Origin of the sequence: Pseudomonas fitomaticsae (assembly GCF_021018765.1) — a bacterium.
GTDB lineage: Bacteria > Pseudomonadota > Gammaproteobacteria > Pseudomonadales > Pseudomonadaceae > Aquipseudomonas > Aquipseudomonas fitomaticsae.
Genome location: NZ_CP075567.1, coordinates 2,188,849 through 2,209,779, shown reverse-complemented (window position 1 = coordinate 2,209,779; position 20,931 = coordinate 2,188,849). Strand labels below are relative to the sequence as shown.

Here is a 20,931-nt window from a genome sequence, read left to right as displayed (position 1 = left end):
CAGGATTCCTTGGGGTCAGAGGCGTTCGATGATGGTGGCGATGCCCATGCCGCCGCCGACGCACAGCGTTGCGAGGCCGTAGCGCAGGCGCCGGGCTTCCAGTTCATCGAGCAAGGTGCCGAGGATCGCGCAACCGGTGGCGCCCAACGGGTGGCCCATGGCGATCGAGCCGCCATTGACGTTGACCTTGTCCGGGTCGACAGCCATGTCCTTGATGAACTTCAGTACCACCGAGGCGAACGCCTCGTTGACTTCAAACAGGTCGATGTCCTCCACCCGCAGCCCGGCCTTGGCCAGCGCTTTGCGAGTGGCCGGCGCCGGGCCAGTGAGCATGATGGTCGGGTCGGTGCTGGTGACCGCCGTGGCGACGATCCGTGCCCGGGGTTGCAGACCCAGCGCACGCCCCTTGGCTTCGGAGCCGATCAACATCAGCGCCGCGCCGTCGACGATCCCCGAGCTGTTGCCCGGCGTGTGCACATGGTTGATCCGCTCGACGTGGCTGTAGACCCGCAACGCCGTGGCGTCGAAGCCCATCTGGCCGATCATTTCGAAACTCGGCTTGAGCTTGCCCAAACCTTCAAGGGTCGACTCGGCGCGAATGAACTCATCGTGATCGAGCAGGATGATGCCGTTCTGGTCCTGCACCGGCACCAGCGACTTGTTGAACGAACCGTCAGCGCGGGCACGTGCGGCTTTCTGCTGCGAGTGCAGCGCGTAGGCATCGACGTCCTGACGGCTGAAGCCTTCAAGGGTGGCGATCAGGTCAGCGCCGACACCTTGAGGTGTGAAATGGCTGTGCAGATTGGTCTGCGGGTCCAGCGCCCAGGCGCCGCCGTCGCTGCCCATCGGTACGCGGGACATGGATTCGACGCCGCCGACCACCACCAGGTCTTCAAACCCGGAGCGCACTTTCATCGCTCCCAAGTTCACCGCTTCCAGCCCCGAGGCGCAGAAGCGGTTGATCTGCACGCCCGCGACGCTGACGTCCCAATCGGCCACCTGCACGGCGGTCTTGGCGATGTCCGAGCCCTGATCGCCAATCGGCGTGACACAGCCCAGCACCACGTCATCGACCTGGCTGGTGTCCAGCGCCGTGCGCGCCTGCAACGCGGTCAGCAGCCCGGCCACCAGGTTCACCGGTTTGACGCTGTGCAGTGAACCGTCGGCCTTGCCCTTGCCACGGGGCGTGCGTAACGCGTCGAAAATCAAAGCTTGGGTCATGACGTCCTCGAACCTGTGCGGTGAGTGAAATTCGTGCTGTCACTGTTGTCTTCGCCGGCCATGGATTCAATGACCACAGCGCTCAATGACGTTGACGCGCACGCTCAGACGGACGGTCATCCGTGGCTTGATTAACCGGTTCAGGTGCGCGAGCTGTCTAGCAAACGGGCGGCAAAGAAGCTGGCAATGGGCCTCATGCCTTTTTAATCGCGGCAGGTAGCAAATACATACGAAATGGATCTAAGCGAAGCGTGACGCGGGCCCTAAGGTGAAGATGTACGTCGTTGTCGTCGGGTTTTGCCGAGACAGGCGTTCGCTACAGGAAGTGCAGCGCTTGCCGTCATGGATATGCAGGCAGGCATCAGGAAATAACAAAAAAGGCGGTCAAGCCATGTTCAAACAACCGAAAGTACGGCAAGCAGGGCTCATTCTTTTCGCCACGACGCTGTTGTTGATTCTGCCGAACCTGACCAAGGTCATCGGCTGATTCAAGCGGCAGGTATTGTTCATCGCCACTGAAAATGTGACTGGCCCGCTACCCGGGCCAGCGTGGCTGTGCCAACCTTTGCGCACTTCCACGACATGGACGGCGATCACATGAAAACGCTCATTCTGTTCGGGGCCATGCTGCTGAGCATGCCCCTGTCTGCCGCGCAGCTGAACCTGGAGCTGGGCTCGAATAGCCGCACCTGGCAGACCGAGGAGTTGCTCAAGCATCCTCAGGTACAAACCCTCACGGTCAAGAATGATGTGTCCTACAAGAAGGACATGACCTATCGCGCCGTGCCGGTTGCAGTACTGCTGACCGGCATCAAGCCGGACGATCACCTGCAAGCCGTAGCGCTGGACGGTTTTGCCGCCGAACTGTCTGCTGCTCCATTGCTGAACACGAAAGGCTCACGCGCCTGGCTGGCCATCGAGGATCCGGCGCAGCCCTGGCCGCCGCTGTCAGAAGGCAAGCACAGCGCCGGGCCGTTCTATCTGGTGTGGACCGATCCACAGGCCGGCAATATCAGCCCGGAACAATGGCCGTTCGAAGTGGCGAGCATCAAGCGCATGGCGCCGGTGGCCGAGCGCTTCCCTGCCCTGTTGCCGGATCCTGCGTTGAAGGCCGGTGACCCGGTGAATCAGGGTTTTGCGTTGTTCCAGAAAAACTGCCTGGCGTGCCATCGCCTGAATGGCGCGGGTGATGCGCAGTTCGGGCCGGACCTGAACATTCCATACAACCCGACCGAGTACTTCGGTGCGGACTTCCTCAAGCGCTACATCCGCGATCCGCAGAGTCTGCGTCAGTGGCCGCAGGCGAAGATGCCGGGTTTTTCCGCCGAAGTGTTGCCGGATACGGATCTGCAGAAGCTGATCGGGTATTTGCAGCACATGGCCGGGCGCAAGGTTGCGCCCGCCAAGTAAGCCAACTACGCCGCTTACTGCTGCTGAACCGAGATGATTGGCGCTGGTGTCGGCGACACCAGCACTTTCGCGTGCATCTGCTCTGAGCCGCCGCCCCGGCGCATGCCGCGCACCGGGCAGGCATCCAGATAATCCAGACCCACCGCCAGTTTCAGGTGCCGCTCCGGCCGCGCCAGCTCATTGGTCACGTCAAAGCTGTACCAGGCGTCATCGATCCAGGCTTCGGCCCAGGCGTGGCTGGCCAGATGCTCGCAATCCTCGCTGTACAGATAACCCGACACATAACGTGACGGCACGCCAAGGCTGCGCGCGCAGGCCAAAAACGCGTGGGCGTGGTCCTGGCAAACGCCTGCCCGCCCGGCAAACGCTTCGGCGGCGCTGGTGTCGACTTCGGTGGCGCCCGGTTTGTAGGTCATGTGCTGGTTCAGCCCATGCATCAGGTCGATCAGTGCATTGCGGTCGCGCCGTTGCTTGCAGGATTTCTCGGCAAACGCTCGCAGTGCCTCGTCCGCCTCGGTCAGCCGGGTGAAACGCAGGAACGGCAACGCCGACTGGCTCTCATGCTCCGCTTCGCGCAACTCGTCGATATCGACCTGCCCCCGGGCGCCGATGATGATTGCTTCATGGGGCTCGTCCATGGTCAGCACGTGCAGGATGTTGCCGAACGGATCGAGCTGGGCGCGCACCGGGCGCGGCAGGTCGAGCTGCCAGCTCAGCACATGCTGACGCTCGCTGTCGTGGGGTGTCAGGCGCAGGTACTGGATGCTCGCGCGCACCTGATCTTCGTAGTGATAGGTGGTCTCGTGGCTGATGGAAAGTCTCATGCGGCCTCCAGGTAGGAACTGTGAATGGCGTTGCCCAGCTGGCGCACCAGCGGGATGAATTCGGTGAGCCAGGCGTGCAGCCCTTCCTCGAGAATTTCTTGAATGCCGGTGTAGCGCAGACGCGCGTCCATTTCCGCCGCCAGTCGTTGCGCAGGACGACCGTTGGCCCCCGGCAATTGCGCGAGAATCTGGTCGATTTCTTCGGTGCAGGCCCGCAGCGAACGCGGCACGTCGGCGCGCAGCAACAGCAGCTCGGCCACATGCCGGGCGCCGGGCGCATCGCGATAGATCTCGGTATAGGCCTCGAACGATGACAAGGCCCGCAACAAGGCGCTCCACTGGTAATAGGCGTGGGCGGTGCCGTCGCTGACCGCTTCGGCCTGATCGCCGGCCATTTCGTAGCGGGCATCGAGCAGGCGCAACGTGTTGTCCGCCCGTTCGATGAACGTGCCCAGGCGAATGAAACGAAACGCGTCGTTGCGCATGATGGTGCCGTAGGACGCACCCCTAAACAGGTGCGAACGCTCTTTGATCCACTCGCAGAAACGACTCATGCCATAGCGACTGAGGCCCTGATTGGCGATCCCGCGAATCTCCAGCCAGGTGGCGTTGATGTTCTCCCACATGTCGGCGGTAATCCGACCGCGCACCGCGTGGGCGCTGGCCCGCGCCGCACCGAGGCAGCTGTAGATGCTCGCAGGATTCGCCGCGTCGAGGGCGAAAAAGTGCAGCAAGCGCTCGGCATGCAGCTCGCCGTGACGCTCCAGGTAATCGTCCAGCGTGCCGGTGATCAACAACGGCATCGCCAGTTCGTGCAGACCGTCGCCACGGCCGTCCTGCGGCATCAGCGACAGCGAATAGCTGACGTCGAGCATCCGTGCGAGGTTTTCCGCCCGCTCCAGGTAACGCGACATCCAGTACAGATCCGAGGCAGTTCTACTTAACATGGCAGGCTTCCTTCAATCCTCGACCACCCAGGTGTCCTTGGTTCCGCCGCCCTGGGATGAATTCACCACCAGAGAGCCTTCACGCAGGGCGACACGGGTCAAACCGCCGGGTACGACCCGGGTTTCGCGGCCGGACAATACGAACGGACGCAGGTCGATATGGCGCGGCGCAATGCCGTTCTCGACAAAGGTCGGACAGGTCGACAGCGACAGCGTCGGTTGCGCGATGTACGCGTGGGGCTTGGCCTTGATCCGCTCGCGGAACGCATCGATTTCCGCAGTCGTCGCCGCTGGCCCAACGAGCATTCCGTAACCGCCGGAGCCCTGGGTTTCCTTGACCACCAGATCCGGAAGATTGGCCAGTACATGGGAAAGTTCAGACGGATTGCGGCACTGCCACGTCGGCACATTCTTCAGGATCGGTTCTTCGTCGAGATAGAAGCGGATCATCTCGGTGACGAACGGATAGACCGATTTGTCATCCGCCACACCGGTGCCGATGGCATTGGCCAGCACCACGTTGCCGGAGCGATACGACGACAGCAACCCCGGTACGCCGAGCATCGAATCCGGGCGGAAGGCCAGCGGATCGAGGAATGCGTCGTCGAGACGGCGGTAGATCACGTCCACCGCTTTCGGGCCGTCGGTGGTGCGCATGAAGACTTTGTCGTCACGCACGAACAGGTCCGCGCCCTCCACCAGCTCCACGCCCATTTCCCGGGCGAGAAACGCATGCTCGAAAAACGCGCTGTTGAACCGTCCCGGAGTCAGCACTACCACACTCGGGTCATCGATCGGGCTTGAGCTTTTCAGGGTGTCGAGCAGCAGGTTCGGGTAATGGTCGATCGGGGCGATGCGCTGGGCCGCGAACAGTTCGGGGAACAGGCGCATCATCATCTTGCGGTCTTCGAGCATGTAGCTCACGCCGCTCGGCGTGCGCAGGTTGTCCTCGAGCACGTAGTACGTGCCGTCGCCGTCGCGCACCAGATCGACGCCGGAGATGTGCGAATAGATATCGCGGTGCAGATCCAGCCCCTGCATCGCCAACTGGTATTGCTCGTTGGCCAGCACCTGTTCGGCGGGAATGATCCCGGCCTTGATGATGCGCTGCTCGTGGTAAAGGTCGGCGAGGAACATGTTCAACGCCTTGACCCGCTGAATGCAGCCGCGCTCGACGATCCGCCACTCGCTGGCCGGAATGCTGCGCGGAATGGTGTCGAAGGGAATCAGGCGTTCTGTCCCTTGCTCGTCCCCGTAGAGCGTGAAAGTGATCCCGGCACGATGGAACAGCAGATCGGCCTCGCGTCGCCGCTGGGCCAGCAGTTCGTCAGGCGTATCGGCCAGCCAGCGGGCAAACTCCCGGTAATGCGGGCGGACCTGGCCGCCGGCATCGTACATTTCATCAAAATAGGTGCGGATCATGCCGTACTCCTTGTCACCCCGGACATACAGGCCTTCGCAAGGCCCGTGCCATCGGCATAAACGCTTTGATTTCAATCGGTTGGATATTCACGCCGCACACACCGCACCATTCCTGTGCGGCAAATGCCCCAACCTGATCGCCCCCGCTTCATTGCGACGCAGTCCCGTCGCCTATCACCAGCATAGTCAGAGTTGATTTCACTGCCCGCAGGCCACTGCGGATAATCCGCGCATCCGCTGCAAAAACGTCGCTGACGAAGTTTGCAGCCTCACTGATCCGGCTTGCCTCGGCAGCCCTCCCGGCCGTAACCCTGACCGGTTTCCTCTCCTTCCGGTCTTCCCTTTCAGCCACCTTTACAGGTGGCTTTTTTTTGCGCCGGTTTCTTGTTTCAGGGTTTTGCCATGCGCTTTCGGGGCGGCAGAAACGACAACGGCCGACCCGAAGGTCAGCCGTAGCTCGACGTGTTGCGAGAGTGATCAGTTCAAACGGTGCCGGTTGCGGATCTCCTGTTTCACGCCCCAGCCTTCGATGATGCCGCCCAAGGGCTCGACCACCGCCGAAAAGCCCTGCTCGAAATCGCCAATGTCGTCGTAGGTTGCGTACATCACCTTGCTCAATTCCAGAGACCAGGCGCCGTCGTCGCGCGCACTGACCTGGGCATTGATGGATTCACCGCGAAATTTGCCTGCCGCCCTGCGCGCCCGCTCCTCGTCCGGGAAAATGGCGTAGAACTCGATGGGATGGAATCGGGAAAAATCGAAACCGCCTTCTTTCATGCGGCGCAGCACGCTGCTGCTGATGTCTTCTTGATAGGCTGTGCTCATGAATCGTCCCCCTCGCATAGATGGATAGACTTTCCGTATTCCCTGCACTGGCCCACAGGGCCCGGGTGCTTACGGCAACCGCGTTGCCGGCGGGAAACAAGCATGTAGCTGACAAGACCAGACCTTAGCGATCCGTTCGCTGATCTCGCTTGCAGAGTAGCCCCAAGATAGAGCCGCTGCCAAGGCCTGGTAAGCAATGTAAAGGAAGATTCAGATTGGGGTGATGCTGCGGATTTCGATGCTGTTCTGGGTTTTCAGGCTTTTTACGCCGGCATCGGCGGTGCGCCCTTCCAGATCGTTCAGGTCAAGCTCGGCGGCGACCGGCAGCAATCGTTCCTTGATGAGGCGGGCTGCCCGTTCGTGACTGGGGCATTCCTCGCACTCGAAGACTTCGTCGATCGTTTCACCATGATCGTCCACGAAAGTGACTTTCCACTTTGACATCGGAGCCTCCTCGATCAAACCCGCAAATGGGCTTACACCTATCTCGACTTTTGTCAGGATTGATCGTTCAAAAGTTACACCGATGCAACATGAAAAAAGCCGAGGCCGGTGTGTTTTCGCACACCGGCCTCGGCTTTTTCTGACCCGCGAACGATCAGTCGTTGCTTGGCTTGTTCACCGCTTGCAGCACGTATTGCGGCAAGGCGAAGGCGCCGATATGGATTTCCGGGTTGTAGTAGCGGGTGACGATGCCGCTGCCGATGAAACGCTGTTGCAGCAATTCGCGGCTCAGCTTGCGGTAGGCCGGGTTGGTCGAGCCCCAGGCGAAGGTCATCGAACCGCCGATGTAGGTCGGCACGGCCGCCTGATAGAAGTGCCAGTCCGGGAACAGGCTGCGCAGGCGGCCGGCGGTGGTTTTCACTTCTTCGATCTGCATGAACGGCGTGCCGTTCTGGGTCACGAGGATGCCGCCCTCGTTCAGGCAGCGGTGGCAGGCCTGGTAGAAGTTTTCCGAGAACAGCACTTCGCCCGGGCCGATCGGGTCGGTGGAGTCGGAAATGATCACGTCGAATTTTTCAGTGGTGGTCGCAACGAAGCGCATGCCGTCGTCGATCACCAGGTTCAGACGTGGATCGTCGTAGGCGCCCTTGGAGTGGTTTGGCAGGAACTCCTTGCACATGTCGACCACGGTGCCGTCGATCTCGACCATGGTGATGTGCTCGACGCTGGCGTGTTTGGTCACTTCGCGCAGCATGCCGCCGTCGCCGCCGCCGATGATCAGCACGCGCTTGGCGGTGCCGTGGGCGAGGATCGGCACGTGGGTGAGCATTTCGTGGTAGATGAATTCATCGGCTTCGGTGGTCTGGATCACGCCGTCCAGCGCCATCACCCGGCCCATGCGCGGGTTCTGGAAAATCACCAGGTGCTGGTGTTCGGTGCGCACTTCGTGCAGCAGTTTTTCCATGCGAAAACGCTGGCCGTAGCCTTCGTAGAGGGTTTCCAGGTATTCGCTGGTCTTGGTGACGGTCATGGTGAAGTGCTCCGATGAATGCGCGGGCGCCAATCGTCAGGTTCGATTGCCCGGGAAAGGCGCGCATTCTACGTTGCCGAAGATGACAGGTCGAACCTCAGTTCATCGGCCCGACCCGATCAGGGTGCGAACGGTCAGATCCGCACATTGCCCCGCGGCCCGGCGATCGCCCAGATGATCAGGCCCAGCACCGGCAGGAGGATGATCAGCAGCACCCAGAGGATTTTCATCCCGGTCTCGGCGCCGCTTTTCAGCACATTGATGATCGCCCAGATGTCGAGCGCAAGAATGATCAGGCCGACCAGGCCGTTGAACGTGGAACCCATGGTGTCGCTCCAGAATAGTGGCATGCACTTTTAGGATAGACGGTCGCGCACAGGGTTCCCTTTTATTGCGTTCAGACGTGAACGGCGACCTTCAGGGCTTCCAGCGACGGCGCGGCGGCGATGCCGACTTCGGCGCACAGTTCCAGCACGCGCGGCACGTCGTTGCCGTAGACCAGCACCACTTGCAGCTCGTCGTCGAGCAACTGGCTGAAGTTCATCAGTGTGTAACCGCCGTTTTCCTTGTTCAGGCTGCTCATCTGCACCTGGATGCGGTTGAGTGCGGTCAGCGCTTCGGTCTTGGCCAGTTGCTTGGGCTTGAGGTTGAACTCGACGCCCGGGCCGAACGAGGCAACGATCTGCGCGAACAGGTCGGCGTAGGTGTCAGCCTGGAACAGCACGGTCTCCGGCAGGCTGCCGACCACGACCCACTCGCCCAGCGGAATCGGGAAAGTGTCGTCATAGTTGATGTCCGGGTTGGCGGTCAGAAAAGCGTCGGCATCGGCGTAGGCCTGTGCCGCTTCGTCAGCGACCTTCAGGATCTCGTCTTCGCCCATGCAGCCGGAGCTGATTTTGCTGATGAGTTCGGCGAGTGCGGCTTTCATGGGGGCGGATCCTGTGGCGAAGGGAATTTTGAAGGCGCGAAGGATAGCGCATTCTCGCCTTCGCCACAGAGCGGGTTCCGGCCAGCGGCGTCAGCCCAGCAGTTTTTCCAGCTGCGCGGTGGTGTCGACAGCGCCCATGGTGCGGGCCGCGTCCAGCGCGGTGATGCCGTTGGCATCCTTGGCTTTCGGATCGGCGCCCTGGTCGATCAGGAAGTCGACGATTTCAACGCGGTTGAACATCGCCGCCATCATCAACGCCGTGCGGCCATCGAACGAGGCGCCTTCGATCTGCGCCCCACCGGCAACCAACGCCTTGACCACCGCCAAGTCACCCTTGAACGCCGCACCGGCAATCGGGCTCTGGCCGTTGCCGTTGCGTTGTTCCGGGTCGGCCTTGTGCTTGAGCAGCACTTGCACCGCGTCCACATGCCCGTAGTAACTGGCGAGCATCAGCAGGGTGTCGCCCTTGCTGTTGGTCAGGTTCACCGGCAGACCGGCAGTGATCAGGCGATCCAGCATCACCGCATCGCCCTCGCGCGCCTTGTTGAATACCTGCTCGGTGAATTCGGCAGCTTCTTCGGGGGTCATCTGGCGGCTTTGGTCGGACATGGGGCAACTCCACTTTCGGTCAATCGGAAAGCCGATAGTTTCCCGAGCGCGGCGATAGCTGTCATCCCCTTTTTTCCAAGACCGCCGATAGCCAATATCAATAACGGAACTTGCCTGCCCGGATGTCCGCAAGGATTTCATCCGTGACTTGCACGTAGGTTTCAGTCCCCGGCAGCCAGGCATAAATCGGGTCATCGCCCGTCTCGCCGGGGTCGAAGCCTTCGTTTTTCAGGCGGGTCTTCTGGTATTTGAAAGTGCCGGTGGTTTCCATTTTCACCTTGACCCGCAAGAACAGCGGCACCGCGTAGGCCGGCATGCGCTGGCGGGCGAAGGCCAGCAGTTCGGCGAAATCCAGGGTCGCCAGAGACTCGGCCGGGGTGATCGCCGCCATCCCGGCGCGGCCATTGGTGTTGGGGATTTCCACGCCATAGGCCACTGCTTCTGAAATGTGCGGATGCTGCAGCAGTAGATTTTCGACTTCGGTGGTCGAGACGTTCTCACCCTTCCAGCGATAGGTGTCGCCGAGGCGGTCGACAAACTGCGCATGACCGAAACCGATGTTGCGCAGCAGATCGCCGGTGTTGAAGAAGCGATCGCCCTTGGTGAACACGTCCTGCAATACAACCTTGGCGGTTTTCTGCGGATCGGTGTAGCCGTCCAGCGGCGCCTTGTCGTCGATCCGCGCCAGCAGCAGGCCACGCTCGCCCCGGCCGACCTTGCGCATGAATCCGTCAGCGCCACGGATCGGTTCGCCGCTGTCCTGGTCGTAGGCGACCAGTTCCCAGGCCATCAGCGAGAAGCCGATGGTGTTGTCGAAATTGAGGATGTTGGTGAAGCCGATATTGCCGTCGCTGGCGGCGTACAGCTCGCAGATGTGATCCACACCGAAACGGGTCTTGAACTCGGCCCAGGCACCGGGCCGCAGACCGTTGCCGATCATCTTGCGCACGTCGTGACGACTGTCGTCGGCGCTGAGCGGCTGATCCACCAGATACCGGCACAACTCGCCGACGTAACCGATGGTGGTTGCGCGGTACCGACGCACATCGCTCCAGAACTGCCGCGCGCTGAACTTGCGGCGAATCGCGAAACCCGACGCGCCATTGACCGCCGAACCCCAGCACACGCAAAGCCCGGTGGCGTGGTACAGCGGCAAGGTGCAATAAACGATGTCGTCGGGGCGCATGTCGAGGGCGATCATGCCGAAGCTCGCCGAGCTGCGCATCCAGCGTCCGTGCTTGAACACCCCGGCTTTCGGCAATCCGGTGGTGCCTGAGGTGTAGATATAGAAACAGGGGTCGTCGAAGAAAATCTGCCGGCTGCTGGCCGGGTTGTCGCCGGAGGCGTCGGCACTGGCGCTGATCAGGTTGATGTAGCCCTCGGGCGCGATGCCCGGATGGCTGAAGGTATCCTGATCGGCGACGAACCAGGCGCGCTCTGCCGGGATAGAGACTTGCTCGCGTACCGCCGCAAATGCCGGCAGCAACTCCTCACCGACGACAATCGCCGCCGGTGTCACCAGATTGATGCTGTGGATCAGCGTATCGCGGGTCTGCGAGGTATTGAGCAGCGCGCTGACGGCGCCGACTTTGGCCAGCGCCAGAATCGTCACCAGCAGTTCCGGGCGGTTCTCGATGAACACCGCCACCACATCACCCTTGCCGATGCCCTGCCCGATCAAGTAGTGGGCGATGCGGTTGGCCCACTGGTTGACCTGTGAATAACTCAGCACCACCTCGCCCGACAGCAACGCGGGCCCCTCGGGATTGCGCAGGGTCGCTTGCTCGAACGTCCAGCCCAGGCCACAGGTTTGGGTCGGATCCTTGACGTTGGCCGCCTTCATGCCTTTCACCACCCGAGGGATGGCTTTGGCAATCATCGGCAGTTTGCGGAGCATCATGCCCCAGGTAATCGTGTCGCTCGGCGCATGGCGCATGGCAGCTCCCGTTCGACCTTGACGTGCAGGCCGGATTTTTATTGTCGGGCAATCGGGTGACGCAACCGGCGCTTCTCGAGCGAGGGTCGAGGCCGAAAATACGTCAGGGCTTCGCGGGCTGTACACGCGGTTTTTGCAATGTTTTGTATCCACCAGCGCTAAAAGGCGAAGCAGGATTGCGGCCGGCCGGAATGGTTCCATCGAATCGACAGCGATCCCGCAAAATGCAGGATGCACGATGGCCATTCATGCAGATTGCACGACAACCCAAACGAACCATTTTTATAACTTATTGATTTATAAGGATTTTTAAAAACAGAAATACTGGCACAATCGCTGCAACTCCCTACGCATGCTTGCCATTCAAGTGCATACGGAGCTGAAAGACATGAGCCTGATCCAAGAAAAATTTACCTCCCTGTTCTCCAACTTCGACGTCACCACTGCGCCACGTCCCGATGGCGGGATCCTGCTGACACTGAAGAGTGCCGACGGCAAAGTGTTCAAACGTGCGCTGACCTATCAGCAATTGCATGCCGGCGACCAACTGTCGTGGGCGATCAGCGCGATCCGTCGTGATCTGGCGGAACAAGCGAGTGAGCTGCCGCAGATCGGCATGCTGCAAAGTCAGCAGCGTTTTGCTCTGCCGACCTATCACTCGATGTAATTCGAACACCGTATAAACAGACAGGCCGTGGAGCTTTCGCTTCACGGCCTGTTTTTTTTGCATCGATTGTGTGAACTCAGAACGCTTCCGGTTCGATTCCGGTGAAGCTGTCCACGGTTACATGCCCTGCCAACTCCCCGCCTTCACGGGCCAGCCCGCAGGTTTGCAGGCCGGCGGCCTGGGCGGCGTCGAGTTCCTGGACGATGTCGGACAGGAACAGGATTTCCTGCGGCTCGACACCGATGGCCTGCTGGATGTTGCTGTACGACTGCGCCTCGCGCTTGGGGCCCGACGTGGTGTCGAAGTAGCCACTGAACAGCGGCGTCAGATCCCCGGCTTCCGAGCAGCCGAAAATCAGCTTCTGCGCCTGGATCGAACCGGACGAATAAACAAACAGTTGATAACCGGCCTGATGCCAGCGCTGGAGCGCTTCAACGGCGTCCGGGTAAACATGGCCTCTCAACTGCCCGGCCTGATAACCCTGTTCCCAGACCATGCCCTGCAACGCTTTCAGCGGCGTGGCTTTGCGGTCTTCGGCGATCCAGGCCAGCAGAATTTCCATGACCCGCTCGACGTCAGCCTGCGGTTCGTTGCTGTCGCGGCGCACGGCGTCCAGTTGCTCGGAAACATCCGCGCGCTGGGCGTTCTGACGAACGAAGTCCGGCAGGTGTTTGGCGGCATATGGAAACAGCACGTCAAACACAAAACTCACCGCGCTGGTGGTGCCTTCGATGTCGGTGAGAATGACCTTGATCGACATCGGCTCAGTCCTCCAGACGCGGGAAGCGGCCGGCGATGTCTTCGCCGGTGAAGTTGGCGACCCAGCCTTCAGGGTTGTTGAACAGACGGATCGCGACAAAATGCGGGTTCTCGCCCATGTCGAACCAGTGCTTGGTGCCGGCCGGCACCGAAATCAGGTCGTTCTTCTCGCACAGTACGGCGTAGACGTAATCGTCGATGTGCAGGGTAAACAGGCCACGACCGGCGACGAAGAAACGCACTTCGTCTTCGCCATGGCGATGTTCTTCGAGGAACTTGGCGCGCAATTCGGCTTTTTGCGGGTGATCGCTGTTGAGGCTGATCACATCGACCGTGATGTAGCCGCGCTCGGTCATCAGTTTGTCGATCTGCTCTTTATAGGCACCGATCACTTCTTCCTGGCTGGCGCCCGGCTGGATCTTCGCGGCGGCTTGCCAGCGGTCGAAGCGCACGCCCTGCTCGGCCAGGGTCGAGGCGATGTCTTCGAAATGGGTCAGCACCTTGTTCGGAATTTCGGGGCTGGAAACGTGATAGACGGACAGGCTGCTCATGGGGGCATTCCTCGGTATCGGCCTTGCCGTCCGGTTCTTCGAGACCGGTCAGGCACTGCATTCATCAGGCAAATGGGCTGGTTCTGGTGAAGTCAGCCTTGGCGGTTCATGACGCTGCGGGTCTTCAACTCGCATTCAAACAGGAATTCAAAGGCCTCGATCTGGCGCAGCGCATCGCTCATCTGCGCGCCCCAAGTGTAGAGGCCGTGGCCGCGAATCAGATAACCCACGCAATCGGGATGGGCGTCGAGCCAAGGCTGCACCTTGGCGGCGAGGCGCGCAATGTCCTGATCGTTGTCGAAGATCGGCACGCGCACCCGGGATTCGTGGGTCGAAACGCCACTGAAGGCTTTTTGCAGTTCGTAGTCTTCGAACTCGATGAAGTCTTGCGGCGTCAGGCGCGACAGCACAGTGGCGTTGACCGAGTGGGTGTGCAACACGGCGCCGATTTCCGGACGCCAGCTGTAGAGCTGGGTGTGCAACAAGGTTTCGGCGGACGGCTTTTTGCCGGGCTCAAGACTGTTGCCGGACAGGTCGGTGGCGAGCACGTCGTCCAGGCCCAACTGGCCTTTGTGCTTGCCGGACACGGTCAGCAGCGCTTCGCTCGGCGACAGGCGCGTCGAGTAATTGCTGCTGGTGGCCGGCGACCAGCCGCGACCATAAAGAAAACGCCCGGCGTCGACAATTTGCTGGGCAAGCTGTTCACGGGTAAGGCTCATGGCCTGTCCTCTTGCATTCGATTGGCAATGATAACGGCAGCGGCGAGCGCTGCGAGACTGGCAATACTAAAGGTCAATGTCGCGCCGAGGGCATTCCAGCTGTAGCCGGAATACAACGCGCCGAGCGCGCCGCCGGTGCCGGCCAGCGCGGCATACAACGCCTGGCCCTGCCCTTGCTGGCGCGCGCCGAAGCTACGTTGCACGAACGCGATGGCAGCCGCATGAAAGCTGCCGAACGTCGCCGCGTGCAGCACCTGGGCAAACAACAGGACCCACAGGAACTCGGCGAACGAACCTAGCAGCAACCAGCGCAGCGCCGCCAGCAGAAAACTTGCCATCAGCACCCGCCGCAGGGAAAAACGCGCGAGGATCCGGCTCATGGCCATGAACATCAGCACTTCCGCCACCACGCCGACCGCCCAGAGCATGCCGATCACGCCACGACTGTAGCCCAGTCGCTCAAGGTGCAGAGTCAAAAACGTGTAATACGGCCCGTGGCTCATCTGCATCAACGCCACGCAACCGTAGAACGCCAGCACCCCGGGATTGCGCAACTGTTTGAGAAAGCCCTCACCCGTCGGACGGTTGCCCTGAGGCGGCTGAGCGTTCGGCACCCACAGACTGCTGAGCACGATGCCGGCCATGATCAACACCAGCGCCGCCGGGTAGATGTCGAGGCTGAGCCATTCGAACAGGCGACCGAGGGCGACCACGGTGATGATGAAACCGATCGAGCCCCAGAGGCGGATCTGGCTGTAGCGAGACGTCTGGCCCTGTAAATGCGCGAGGGTGATGACTTCGAACTGCGGCAACACCGCGTGCCAGAAGAACGCGTGCAAGGCCATGACCATCGCCAGCCAGGCGTAGGTCTTGCTGACGAAAATCAATGAGAACGTGAGCAGCGTGCACACCGCGCCGAAGCGCACGATGGCCAGGCGTCTGCCGGTGTAATCGCCGAGCCAGCCCCAGATGTTCGGCGCCACGCAGCGCATCAGCATCGGGATCGCCACCAGCTCGCCGATGCGCGCGGCGCTGAATCCGAGGTGATCGAAGTACAGCGCCAGAAACGGCGCCGTCGAACCGAGCAAGGCGAAATAGAACAGATAGAAACTGGACAGCCGCCAGTACGGGAGCGCCGCCACGGTCAGACCGCGGCGGCTTTGAGATCACCCATCAAAGCTGACCCAGCACCGGGGTGCTCACGCGCACATCGGCGTTCTGGCCACGGTGACGCAGCAGGTGATCCATCAGCACGATGGCCATCATCGCCTCGGCAATCGGCGTGGCGCGGATGCCGACGCACGGATCGTGACGGCCCTTGGTGATCACTTCGACCTGATTGCCGTCGATGTCGATCGAACGGCCCGGGGTGGTGATGCTCGAAGTCGGCTTCAACGCCAGGTGCGCGACGATCGGCTGACCCGAGGAGATCCCGCCGAGAATGCCGCCGGCGTTGTTGCTGAGGAAGCCTTCCGGGGTCAGCTCGTCACGGTGTTCGGTGCCGCGCTGGGCAACGCAGGCGAAACCGGCGCCGATTTCCACGCCTTTGACCGCGTTGATGCTCATCAGCGCGTGGGCCAGCTCGGCGTCGAGACGGTCGAAGATCGGCTCGCCCAGGCCCGGCATCACGCCTTCGGCAACCACGGTGATCTTCGCCCCGACCGAGTCCTGATCGCGACGCAGCTGGTCCATGTAGGCTTCCAGCTCCGGCACCTTGTCCGGGTCCGGACTGAAGAAAGCGTTCTGCTCAACCGACTCCCAGGTCTTGAACGGGATTTCGATCGGGCCGAGCTGGCTCATGTAGCCACGAATGACGATGCCCTGGCTGGCCAGGTATTTCTTGGCGATGGCGCCGGCCGCGACGCGCATGGCGGTTTCCCGCGCGGAGCTGCGACCGCCGCCGCGATAATCGCGCTCGCCGTATTTGTGGTGGTAGGTGTAGTCGGCGTGGGCCGGGCGGAACAGGTCCTTGATCGCCGAGTAGTCCTTGGACTTCTGGTCGGTGTTGCGGATCAGCAGGCCGATGGAGCAGCCGGTGGTGCGGCCCTCGAACACGCCGGAGAGGATTTCGACTTCGTCGGCCTCCTGGCGCTGGGTGGTGTGGCGGCTGGTGCCCGGCTTGCGACGGTCGAGGTCGCGTTGCAGGTCCTCAAGGGAAATCTCCAGGCCCGGCGGGCAGCCGTCGACAATGGCGACCAACGCCGGACCATGGCTTTCGCCCGCGGTGGTGACAGTGAACAGCTTGCCGTAGGTATTGCCGGACATGCAGGACGCTCCGTGAAATCGAACCCAAATTCGTGATGCGCGCCAGTATACGCAGGCTAACCGAGTAGTTCATCCTCGAACCTTAGCGGTGTGGGTGAGTCCAACCGGCACCTTGGCAAATGATGGCGTGATGATGCTGCGAGTTTTGATCTTGAGCCTTTCCCTGTTTACCGGCTTCGTCCAGGCGACTGTCCTGCAACGACCGGTCACATTGACGACTGACAATGGCGAACTTTTCGGCTCGCTGTTGCTGCCGAAATCCGACAACCCTGTGCCGGTTGTCCTCATCCTTTCTGGCTCGGGTCCTACGGATCGTGACGGAAACAACCCCGACGGCGGGCGCAATGACAGCCTCAAGCGACTGGCCTGGGTGCTCGCCAAACACAACGTCGCCAGTGTGCGTTTCGACAAGCGCGGCGTGGCGGCCAGCCTCGCGGCAACTCCGGACGAGCGAAACCTGTCGGTGGAAGCCTATGTGGCGGACGCCGTGGCCTGGGGTCAGAAGCTGAAAGCCGATCCGCGCTTCGGCCCGTTGATCCTGCTCGGCCACAGCGAAGGCGCGCTGATTGCCAGCCTTGCGGCGCCAAAGGTCGACGCGGCGGCGGTCATTTCGCTCTCCGGCACGGCCCGACCGATCGATCAGGTGCTGCGTCGGCAACTGGCCCGCAGCCTCCCTCCTCCGCTGATGCTGCGCAGCAACGAACTGCTCGACAGCCTCAAGGCCGGGCATACCGACGACAATGTGCCAGCGCCGTTGCAGGTGATTTTCCGTCCGAGTGTGCAGCCGTACCTGATTTCGCTGTTCCGTCAGGATCCGGCGGCGGCCTTCGCTCAACTGAAAATGCCGGCGCTGATCGTGCAAGGCAGCAACGACATTCAGGTTCAGGTCGATGATGCGAAGTTGCTCAAAGTCGCCAAACCGGACGCGGAGCTGGCGCTGATCGAAGGCATGAACCACGTGTTGCGCATCGTGCCCAACGACGTGAAGCGGCAACTGGCATCCTACAAGGACCCGAATTTGCCCCTGGCGGCTGAACTGGGGACACGCGTCCTTGAATTTATTGACGGACTTCGCACCCGTTGAGCTCTTTTTACCCTCTAGTCCTGTAGAAAACGGCCGATAAGCCTTTGTCGCCAGCGTACTGGCTGGCGGCAAGCAGCTTGGACAGGATCTCGCCGTTATGACTGATACCCAGACTTCACCCGACACCACCGCTGAAAAAGACGCACCGCCAGCGGTCGAGCTGCCATGGGCGGATGTCCACGTCGAGCACCACAAGATGCTCCGCCTGGCGCCGTTGCAGACCGACCGCAACACTGGCGGGCGGCCACTGCGCTTCGTTGAATTCGGTTACGCCGAGCGCAACGGCAAAGAACACAGCCTGATGCGCATGGCGATCAAGTTGCCCGCTCAGCGCGTGCGTAAAGAGCAGAATCATCTGGACGTGTGGGTCGACCACACGACCAAACGCGTGCATTTCGGCCCGGACAGCGGTTTGCAGATCGAACCGATGAACCGTGGCATCGGACGCTTCATGGCCGCCCAAGGCATCAACTGGGCGAAAAAGCGCTGGCCCACCTACACCGTCGACGGCATGGACTTGAACAACAAGGACGCGCTGAACGAAGACACTCGCCTGCGCCGCGATCACTTTCTGCGGGTGCACGGCTTTGATGTGGTTTACGCCGACGCCCAGCATTTGAAGGGCAGCGTCAAGGAAGTGCAGGTCGGTGATTTGCTGGGCGACTGGAACAGCGAAAAGCTGCAGATCGTCGAGATTCTTGAAGCCGCGCAGATGTTGCAGCAGGCCGAGCAGAATCTGGCCGAGCAGGAAGTGAAGCTGAAGAAGCAGGAAGACAAGGTCAGCAAGTTCAAGCGCGAAGACGCCGGGTTGCGTTTCACCATTACTTGCTTGGTGGCGTTTGCAGTGTTTCAGGCCGGGTTGCTGATCTGGATTGCAACGCACCGGTAAAGACTTCAGACCGAGGCGCCCCCATCGCGGGCAAGCCACGCTCCCACAGGTTTTGTGTCGTATCCGAACGTTGCGGCACACACAAAATCTGTGGGAGCGGGCTTGCCCCGGGCGGCGTTCCGACGATGCTTTTAAGGGTCAGACGCGGGAAGCGAACAGTGCCTGATGGGCGCGGCACTGTTCGGCAGTCAGCATGAACACGCCATGCCCGCCGCGCTCGAACTCCAGCCAGGCGAAATCGACTTCAGGGTACAGCGCCTCGACGTGTACCTGGCTGTTGCCCACCTCGACCATCAGCAAACCCTTCTCGGTCAGATGATCCGCCGCTTCGGCGAGCATCCGGCGTACCAGGTTCAAACCGTCATCGCCGCAGGCCAGGCCCAGTTCCGGCTCGTGCTGGTATTCGTCCGGCATGTCGGCGAAATCTTCCGCATCGACGTAGGGCGGGTTCGACACGATCAGGTCGAAACGTTGACCCGGCAGACCATCGAAACCATCGCCCTGCACAGTGAACACACGCTCATCGACGCCATGACGCTCGATGTTCTGGTTTGCCACCTCCAGCGCTTCGAACGACAGATCCGCCAGCACCACTTCGGCGTTCTGGAACTCGTAGGCGCAGGCGATACCGATACAACCGGAGCCGGTGCACAGGTCGAGAATCCGCGCCGGCTCATCACCGATCCATGGGGCAAAACGGTTTTCGATCAGCTCGCCAATCGGCGAGCGCGGGATCAGCACACGCTCATCGACGATGAACGACATGCCACAGAACCAGGCTTCGCCCAGCAGGTAAGCGGTCGGAATGCGTTCTTCGATGCGACGCTTGAGCAGGCGCTGAAGATTGACCAGTTCGTCGTCTTCCAGCGCGCAATCCAGATAGCTGTCAGCGATTTCCCATGGCAGGTGCAAGGCACCGAGCACTAGCTGCCGGGCTTCGTCCCAGGCATTGTCGGTGCCATGGCCGAAAAACAGATCCTCCCCATGGAAGCGGCTGACGGCCCAACGGATGTGGTCGCGCAGGGTACGAAGTCGGGAAGTGATCACGGGGCAGAACTCCAGAAAAAACGACTGGCGATTCTAGCAGCCAAAACGCGCCGCGACGACGCAGGAAAAATCCCGGGGCGACGGTAGGAGCGTTCCGAATTATTTATCAGCTATTGAACAGAACGTGTAACTTGACGAGGCTGCAGGCCAGTAACGACGGTGCCTACGATGGTAGCGATTCACAGAACCGCTCAGCCAGAGGACAATGTCGCAAAAGCCCCACCCGAAGGAGCCCCAGAATGTCCGTTCCAAAAACGATGTTTCAACTCAGCGGTCGCGGTTACGCAGCGGCCACGTTGAGCCATGCCACCGTGGTCATCATCGATGCCCAGAAAGAATACCTCAGCGGCCCGCTGGCCCTGAAAGGCATGGACGCGGCTGTCGCGAACATCAAACAACTGGTTGCCGCCGCCCGCGCAGCCGGCCGACCGATCGTGCATGTGCGTCACCTCGGCACCGTCGGCGGTCTGTTCGACCCGCAGGGCGAACGCGGCGAGTTCATCCCCGGCCTGGAACCCCAGGGCGATGAAACCATCATCGGCAAGTTGCTGCCGAGTGCCTTCCACGGCACCGAACTCTACGATCGTCTGCAAACCATCGGCTCGCTGGACCTGATCGTCTGCGGTTTCATGAGCCACTCCAGCGTCAGCACTACCGTGCGCGCGGCGAAGAACCTGGGTTTCCGCTGCACCCTGGTCGAAGACGCCTGTGCCACCCGCGATCTGCCGTTCAAGGGCCGCGTGCTCAGCGCCGAACAGGTGCAGGAAGCGGAAATGGCAATCATGGCCGACAACTTCGCCACCCTCGCGCTGACCCAGGATCTGATCTGATCGACCGTAAATGAGCGGCTCAGCCCGCCGCTCATCTGCAAAAACCTCGCATTTGCTTCAATTACCCTAGCCTCAGGAACAACCCGGTCAACTCCCGGTCGAAGGGCCGATACCCATTGAGGAAGGTCGGAATGAAGTTATCCGATGGATTTGACGCACGCCGCTTGCGGCCCAAAGGCCAAAGCAACTGGCGATTTCGATTCGGCGCGGCGATCGCGGCCATTCTGGCCACGTTCGGCGTGCTGCTGGCGATGGCCGGGGCCGCCAGCCTGCTGGGGCGCCCGCCGGCGCTCGGCGATCTGAATGCAACACCGCTCGGCTCGGCGATCATTCTCGCAGTGGGCCTGTTGTTCCTGTATTTCGGTGTGGCCCTGTGGCGTCGTTGCCGGCGTCGCGCACGGCAATCGCGAGAACTGAACATGTCCCCGCACCTGATGAAAAAACACGATTGATCGACGGCCTGGCTTTTTGCCGGGCCGTTTTGTGTCTGTTTGGGTAAACTGGCCGCCCTTCGCGGAGGCTGA

The 20,931-nt window shown here is 61.2% G+C and carries 23 protein-coding genes; 6 read left to right on the top strand and 17 right to left on the bottom strand.

Going from position 1 to position 20,931, the window contains the following annotated elements:
• Window positions 1-15 precede the first annotated feature (15 nt).
• Entirely contained in the window at window positions 16-1,221 is a 1,206-nt protein-coding gene (locus KJY40_RS10065; protein WP_039769940.1) for an acetyl-CoA C-acetyltransferase, read from the bottom strand.
• A gap of 582 nt (window positions 1,222-1,803) precedes the next feature.
• Here KJY40_RS10065 and KJY40_RS10060 point away from each other — a divergent pair.
• Entirely contained in the window at window positions 1,804-2,631 is an 828-nt protein-coding gene (locus tag KJY40_RS10060; RefSeq protein ID WP_230737671.1) for a c-type cytochrome, read from the top strand.
• A 14-nt stretch (window positions 2,632-2,645) separates the two neighbouring features.
• Here the strand turns inward: KJY40_RS10060 and KJY40_RS10055 are convergent, their stop codons facing one another.
• The 10 genes from KJY40_RS10055 to KJY40_RS10010 form a co-directional block, all read right to left on the bottom strand.
• Entirely contained in the window at window positions 2,646-3,455 is an 810-nt protein-coding gene (locus KJY40_RS10055) for a transglutaminase family protein (RefSeq protein ID WP_007959971.1), read from the bottom strand.
• Entirely contained in the window at window positions 3,452-4,402 is a 951-nt protein-coding gene (locus KJY40_RS10050) for an alpha-E domain-containing protein (RefSeq protein WP_007959974.1), read from the bottom strand. The genes KJY40_RS10055 and KJY40_RS10050 overlap by 4 nt, the downstream gene beginning before the upstream one ends.
• A 12-nt stretch (window positions 4,403-4,414) precedes the next feature.
• Window positions 4,415-5,824, bottom strand: a complete 1,410-nt coding sequence (locus KJY40_RS10045) for a circularly permuted type 2 ATP-grasp protein (protein ID WP_025113343.1) — start codon at window positions 5,822-5,824, stop codon at window positions 4,415-4,417.
• 477 nt (window positions 5,825-6,301) lie between these two features.
• Window positions 6,302-6,649: a ribonuclease E inhibitor RraB gene (locus KJY40_RS10040; RefSeq protein ID WP_007959978.1), complete on the bottom strand. Its 348-nt coding sequence runs from the start codon at window positions 6,647-6,649 to the stop codon at window positions 6,302-6,304.
• A gap of 210 nt (window positions 6,650-6,859) precedes the next feature.
• Window positions 6,860-7,093 carry a hypothetical protein gene (locus KJY40_RS10035; RefSeq protein ID WP_007959980.1) on the bottom strand — a complete coding sequence of 78 codons (234 nt, stop codon included), beginning with the start codon at window positions 7,091-7,093 and terminating at the stop codon, window positions 6,860-6,862.
• Between the two features lie 154 nt (window positions 7,094-7,247).
• Window positions 7,248-8,123: a polyamine aminopropyltransferase gene (gene speE / locus KJY40_RS10030; RefSeq protein WP_230736471.1), complete on the bottom strand. Its 876-nt coding sequence runs from the start codon at window positions 8,121-8,123 to the stop codon at window positions 7,248-7,250.
• A gap of 134 nt (window positions 8,124-8,257) precedes the next feature.
• Window positions 8,258-8,449, bottom strand: coding sequence for a PLDc N-terminal domain-containing protein (locus KJY40_RS10025; protein ID WP_007959984.1), 192 nt, complete (start codon window positions 8,447-8,449; stop codon window positions 8,258-8,260).
• Between the two features lie 71 nt (window positions 8,450-8,520).
• Window positions 8,521-9,051 (bottom strand): hypothetical protein, encoded by a 531-nt coding sequence (locus KJY40_RS10020; RefSeq protein WP_064378725.1) that lies wholly within the window; start codon window positions 9,049-9,051, stop codon window positions 8,521-8,523.
• Between the two features lie 90 nt (window positions 9,052-9,141).
• Window positions 9,142-9,660, bottom strand: coding sequence for an ankyrin repeat domain-containing protein (locus tag KJY40_RS10015; RefSeq protein WP_085608799.1), 519 nt, complete (start codon window positions 9,658-9,660; stop codon window positions 9,142-9,144).
• Window positions 9,661-9,757: 97 nt separating this feature from the next.
• Window positions 9,758-11,596 carry a long-chain-acyl-CoA synthetase gene (locus KJY40_RS10010; RefSeq protein WP_230736469.1) on the bottom strand — a complete coding sequence of 613 codons (1,839 nt, stop codon included), beginning with the start codon at window positions 11,594-11,596 and terminating at the stop codon, window positions 9,758-9,760.
• 388 nt (window positions 11,597-11,984) lie between these two features.
• Between KJY40_RS10010 and KJY40_RS10005 the strand changes: the two genes are divergently transcribed.
• Window positions 11,985-12,263, top strand: a complete 279-nt coding sequence (locus tag KJY40_RS10005; RefSeq protein ID WP_041475181.1) for a DUF3509 domain-containing protein — start codon at window positions 11,985-11,987, stop codon at window positions 12,261-12,263.
• A 76-nt stretch (window positions 12,264-12,339) separates the two neighbouring features.
• On the opposite strand, the gene mtnC is transcribed toward KJY40_RS10005, so the two are convergent.
• From mtnC to aroC, 5 genes are all read right to left on the bottom strand, one after another.
• Window positions 12,340-13,023: an acireductone synthase gene (gene mtnC / locus KJY40_RS10000; RefSeq protein ID WP_230736467.1), complete on the bottom strand. Its 684-nt coding sequence runs from the start codon at window positions 13,021-13,023 to the stop codon at window positions 12,340-12,342.
• A gap of 4 nt (window positions 13,024-13,027) precedes the next feature.
• Window positions 13,028-13,573 (bottom strand): 1,2-dihydroxy-3-keto-5-methylthiopentene dioxygenase, encoded by a 546-nt coding sequence (locus KJY40_RS09995; protein ID WP_039770173.1) that lies wholly within the window; start codon window positions 13,571-13,573, stop codon window positions 13,028-13,030.
• A 92-nt stretch (window positions 13,574-13,665) separates the two neighbouring features.
• The gene (locus KJY40_RS09990; RefSeq protein ID WP_137219040.1) at window positions 13,666-14,292 is read right to left on the bottom strand and encodes a methylthioribulose 1-phosphate dehydratase; all 627 of its coding nucleotides are present in this window, start codon (window positions 14,290-14,292) and stop codon (window positions 13,666-13,668) included.
• Window positions 14,289-15,434 carry an MFS transporter gene (locus KJY40_RS09985; protein WP_230736465.1) on the bottom strand — a complete coding sequence of 382 codons (1,146 nt, stop codon included), beginning with the start codon at window positions 15,432-15,434 and terminating at the stop codon, window positions 14,289-14,291. Before KJY40_RS09985 ends, KJY40_RS09990 begins: the two co-directional genes overlap by 4 nt.
• Window positions 15,435-15,465: 31 nt before the next feature.
• Entirely contained in the window at window positions 15,466-16,557 is a 1,092-nt protein-coding gene (gene aroC / locus KJY40_RS09980) for a chorismate synthase (protein WP_230736464.1), read from the bottom strand.
• A 130-nt stretch (window positions 16,558-16,687) separates the two neighbouring features.
• On the opposite strand from aroC, the gene KJY40_RS09975 reads away from it, so the two are divergent.
• Together KJY40_RS09975 and KJY40_RS09970 are read left to right on the top strand one after the other, a co-directional pair.
• Entirely contained in the window at window positions 16,688-17,641 is a 954-nt protein-coding gene (locus KJY40_RS09975) for an alpha/beta hydrolase (RefSeq protein ID WP_230736462.1), read from the top strand.
• A gap of 97 nt (window positions 17,642-17,738) precedes the next feature.
• Window positions 17,739-18,530, top strand: a complete 792-nt coding sequence (locus tag KJY40_RS09970) for a hypothetical protein (RefSeq protein WP_007960006.1) — start codon at window positions 17,739-17,741, stop codon at window positions 18,528-18,530.
• 138 nt (window positions 18,531-18,668) lie between these two features.
• On the opposite strand, the gene prmB is transcribed toward KJY40_RS09970, so the two are convergent.
• Window positions 18,669-19,577, bottom strand: a complete 909-nt coding sequence (prmB, locus tag KJY40_RS09965; protein WP_230736460.1) for a 50S ribosomal protein L3 N(5)-glutamine methyltransferase — start codon at window positions 19,575-19,577, stop codon at window positions 18,669-18,671.
• Between the two features lie 239 nt (window positions 19,578-19,816).
• Here prmB and KJY40_RS09960 point away from each other — a divergent pair, with 239 nt between their 5' ends.
• Together KJY40_RS09960 and KJY40_RS09955 are read left to right on the top strand one after the other, a co-directional pair.
• Complete coding sequence (locus tag KJY40_RS09960; RefSeq protein ID WP_115077104.1) at window positions 19,817-20,407, top strand: cysteine hydrolase family protein; 591 nt, start codon at window positions 19,817-19,819, stop codon at window positions 20,405-20,407.
• Window positions 20,408-20,538: 131 nt separating this feature from the next.
• Entirely contained in the window at window positions 20,539-20,859 is a 321-nt protein-coding gene (locus KJY40_RS09955; RefSeq protein WP_007960009.1) for a hypothetical protein, read from the top strand.
• Window positions 20,860-20,931: the final 72 nt, after the last annotated feature.

Excerpts from the sequence above, each read along its gene's own strand:
- KJY40_RS10005 (WP_041475181.1), top strand. The coding sequence starts at position 11,985 with ATGAGCCTGATCCAAGAAAAATTTACCTCCCTGTTCTCCAACTTCGAC.
- KJY40_RS09970 (WP_007960006.1), top strand. The coding sequence starts at position 17,739 with ATGACTGATACCCAGACTTCACCCGACACCACCGCTGAAAAAGACGCA.
- KJY40_RS09960 (WP_115077104.1), top strand. The coding sequence starts at position 19,817 with ATGTCCGTTCCAAAAACGATGTTTCAACTCAGCGGTCGCGGTTACGCA.
- KJY40_RS09955 (WP_007960009.1), top strand. The coding sequence starts at position 20,539 with ATGAAGTTATCCGATGGATTTGACGCACGCCGCTTGCGGCCCAAAGGC.
- mtnC (WP_230736467.1), bottom strand. The coding sequence starts at position 13,023 with ATGTCGATCAAGGTCATTCTCACCGACATCGAAGGCACCACCAGCGCG.
- aroC (WP_230736464.1), bottom strand. The coding sequence starts at position 16,557 with ATGTCCGGCAATACCTACGGCAAGCTGTTCACTGTCACCACCGCGGGC.
- KJY40_RS10020 (WP_064378725.1), bottom strand. The coding sequence starts at position 9,051 with ATGAAAGCCGCACTCGCCGAACTCATCAGCAAAATCAGCTCCGGCTGC.
- speE (WP_230736471.1), bottom strand. The coding sequence starts at position 8,123 with ATGACCGTCACCAAGACCAGCGAATACCTGGAAACCCTCTACGAAGGC.
- KJY40_RS10060 (WP_230737671.1), top strand. The coding sequence starts at position 1,804 with ATGGACGGCGATCACATGAAAACGCTCATTCTGTTCGGGGCCATGCTG.
- KJY40_RS10035 (WP_007959980.1), bottom strand. The coding sequence starts at position 7,093 with ATGTCAAAGTGGAAAGTCACTTTCGTGGACGATCATGGTGAAACGATC.
- KJY40_RS10040 (WP_007959978.1), bottom strand. The coding sequence starts at position 6,649 with ATGAGCACAGCCTATCAAGAAGACATCAGCAGCAGCGTGCTGCGCCGC.
- KJY40_RS10045 (WP_025113343.1), bottom strand. The coding sequence starts at position 5,824 with ATGATCCGCACCTATTTTGATGAAATGTACGATGCCGGCGGCCAGGTC.
- KJY40_RS10015 (WP_085608799.1), bottom strand. The coding sequence starts at position 9,660 with ATGTCCGACCAAAGCCGCCAGATGACCCCCGAAGAAGCTGCCGAATTC.
- KJY40_RS09995 (WP_039770173.1), bottom strand. The coding sequence starts at position 13,573 with ATGAGCAGCCTGTCCGTCTATCACGTTTCCAGCCCCGAAATTCCGAAC.
- KJY40_RS10065 (WP_039769940.1), bottom strand. The coding sequence starts at position 1,221 with ATGACCCAAGCTTTGATTTTCGACGCGTTACGCACGCCCCGTGGCAAG.
- KJY40_RS10010 (WP_230736469.1), bottom strand. The coding sequence starts at position 11,596 with ATGCGCCATGCGCCGAGCGACACGATTACCTGGGGCATGATGCTCCGC.
- KJY40_RS10055 (WP_007959971.1), bottom strand. The coding sequence starts at position 3,455 with ATGAGACTTTCCATCAGCCACGAGACCACCTATCACTACGAAGATCAG.
- KJY40_RS10050 (WP_007959974.1), bottom strand. The coding sequence starts at position 4,402 with ATGTTAAGTAGAACTGCCTCGGATCTGTACTGGATGTCGCGTTACCTG.
- KJY40_RS10025 (WP_007959984.1), bottom strand. The coding sequence starts at position 8,449 with ATGGGTTCCACGTTCAACGGCCTGGTCGGCCTGATCATTCTTGCGCTC.
- KJY40_RS09990 (WP_137219040.1), bottom strand. The coding sequence starts at position 14,292 with ATGAGCCTTACCCGTGAACAGCTTGCCCAGCAAATTGTCGACGCCGGG.
- KJY40_RS09975 (WP_230736462.1), top strand. The coding sequence starts at position 16,688 with ATGATGCTGCGAGTTTTGATCTTGAGCCTTTCCCTGTTTACCGGCTTC.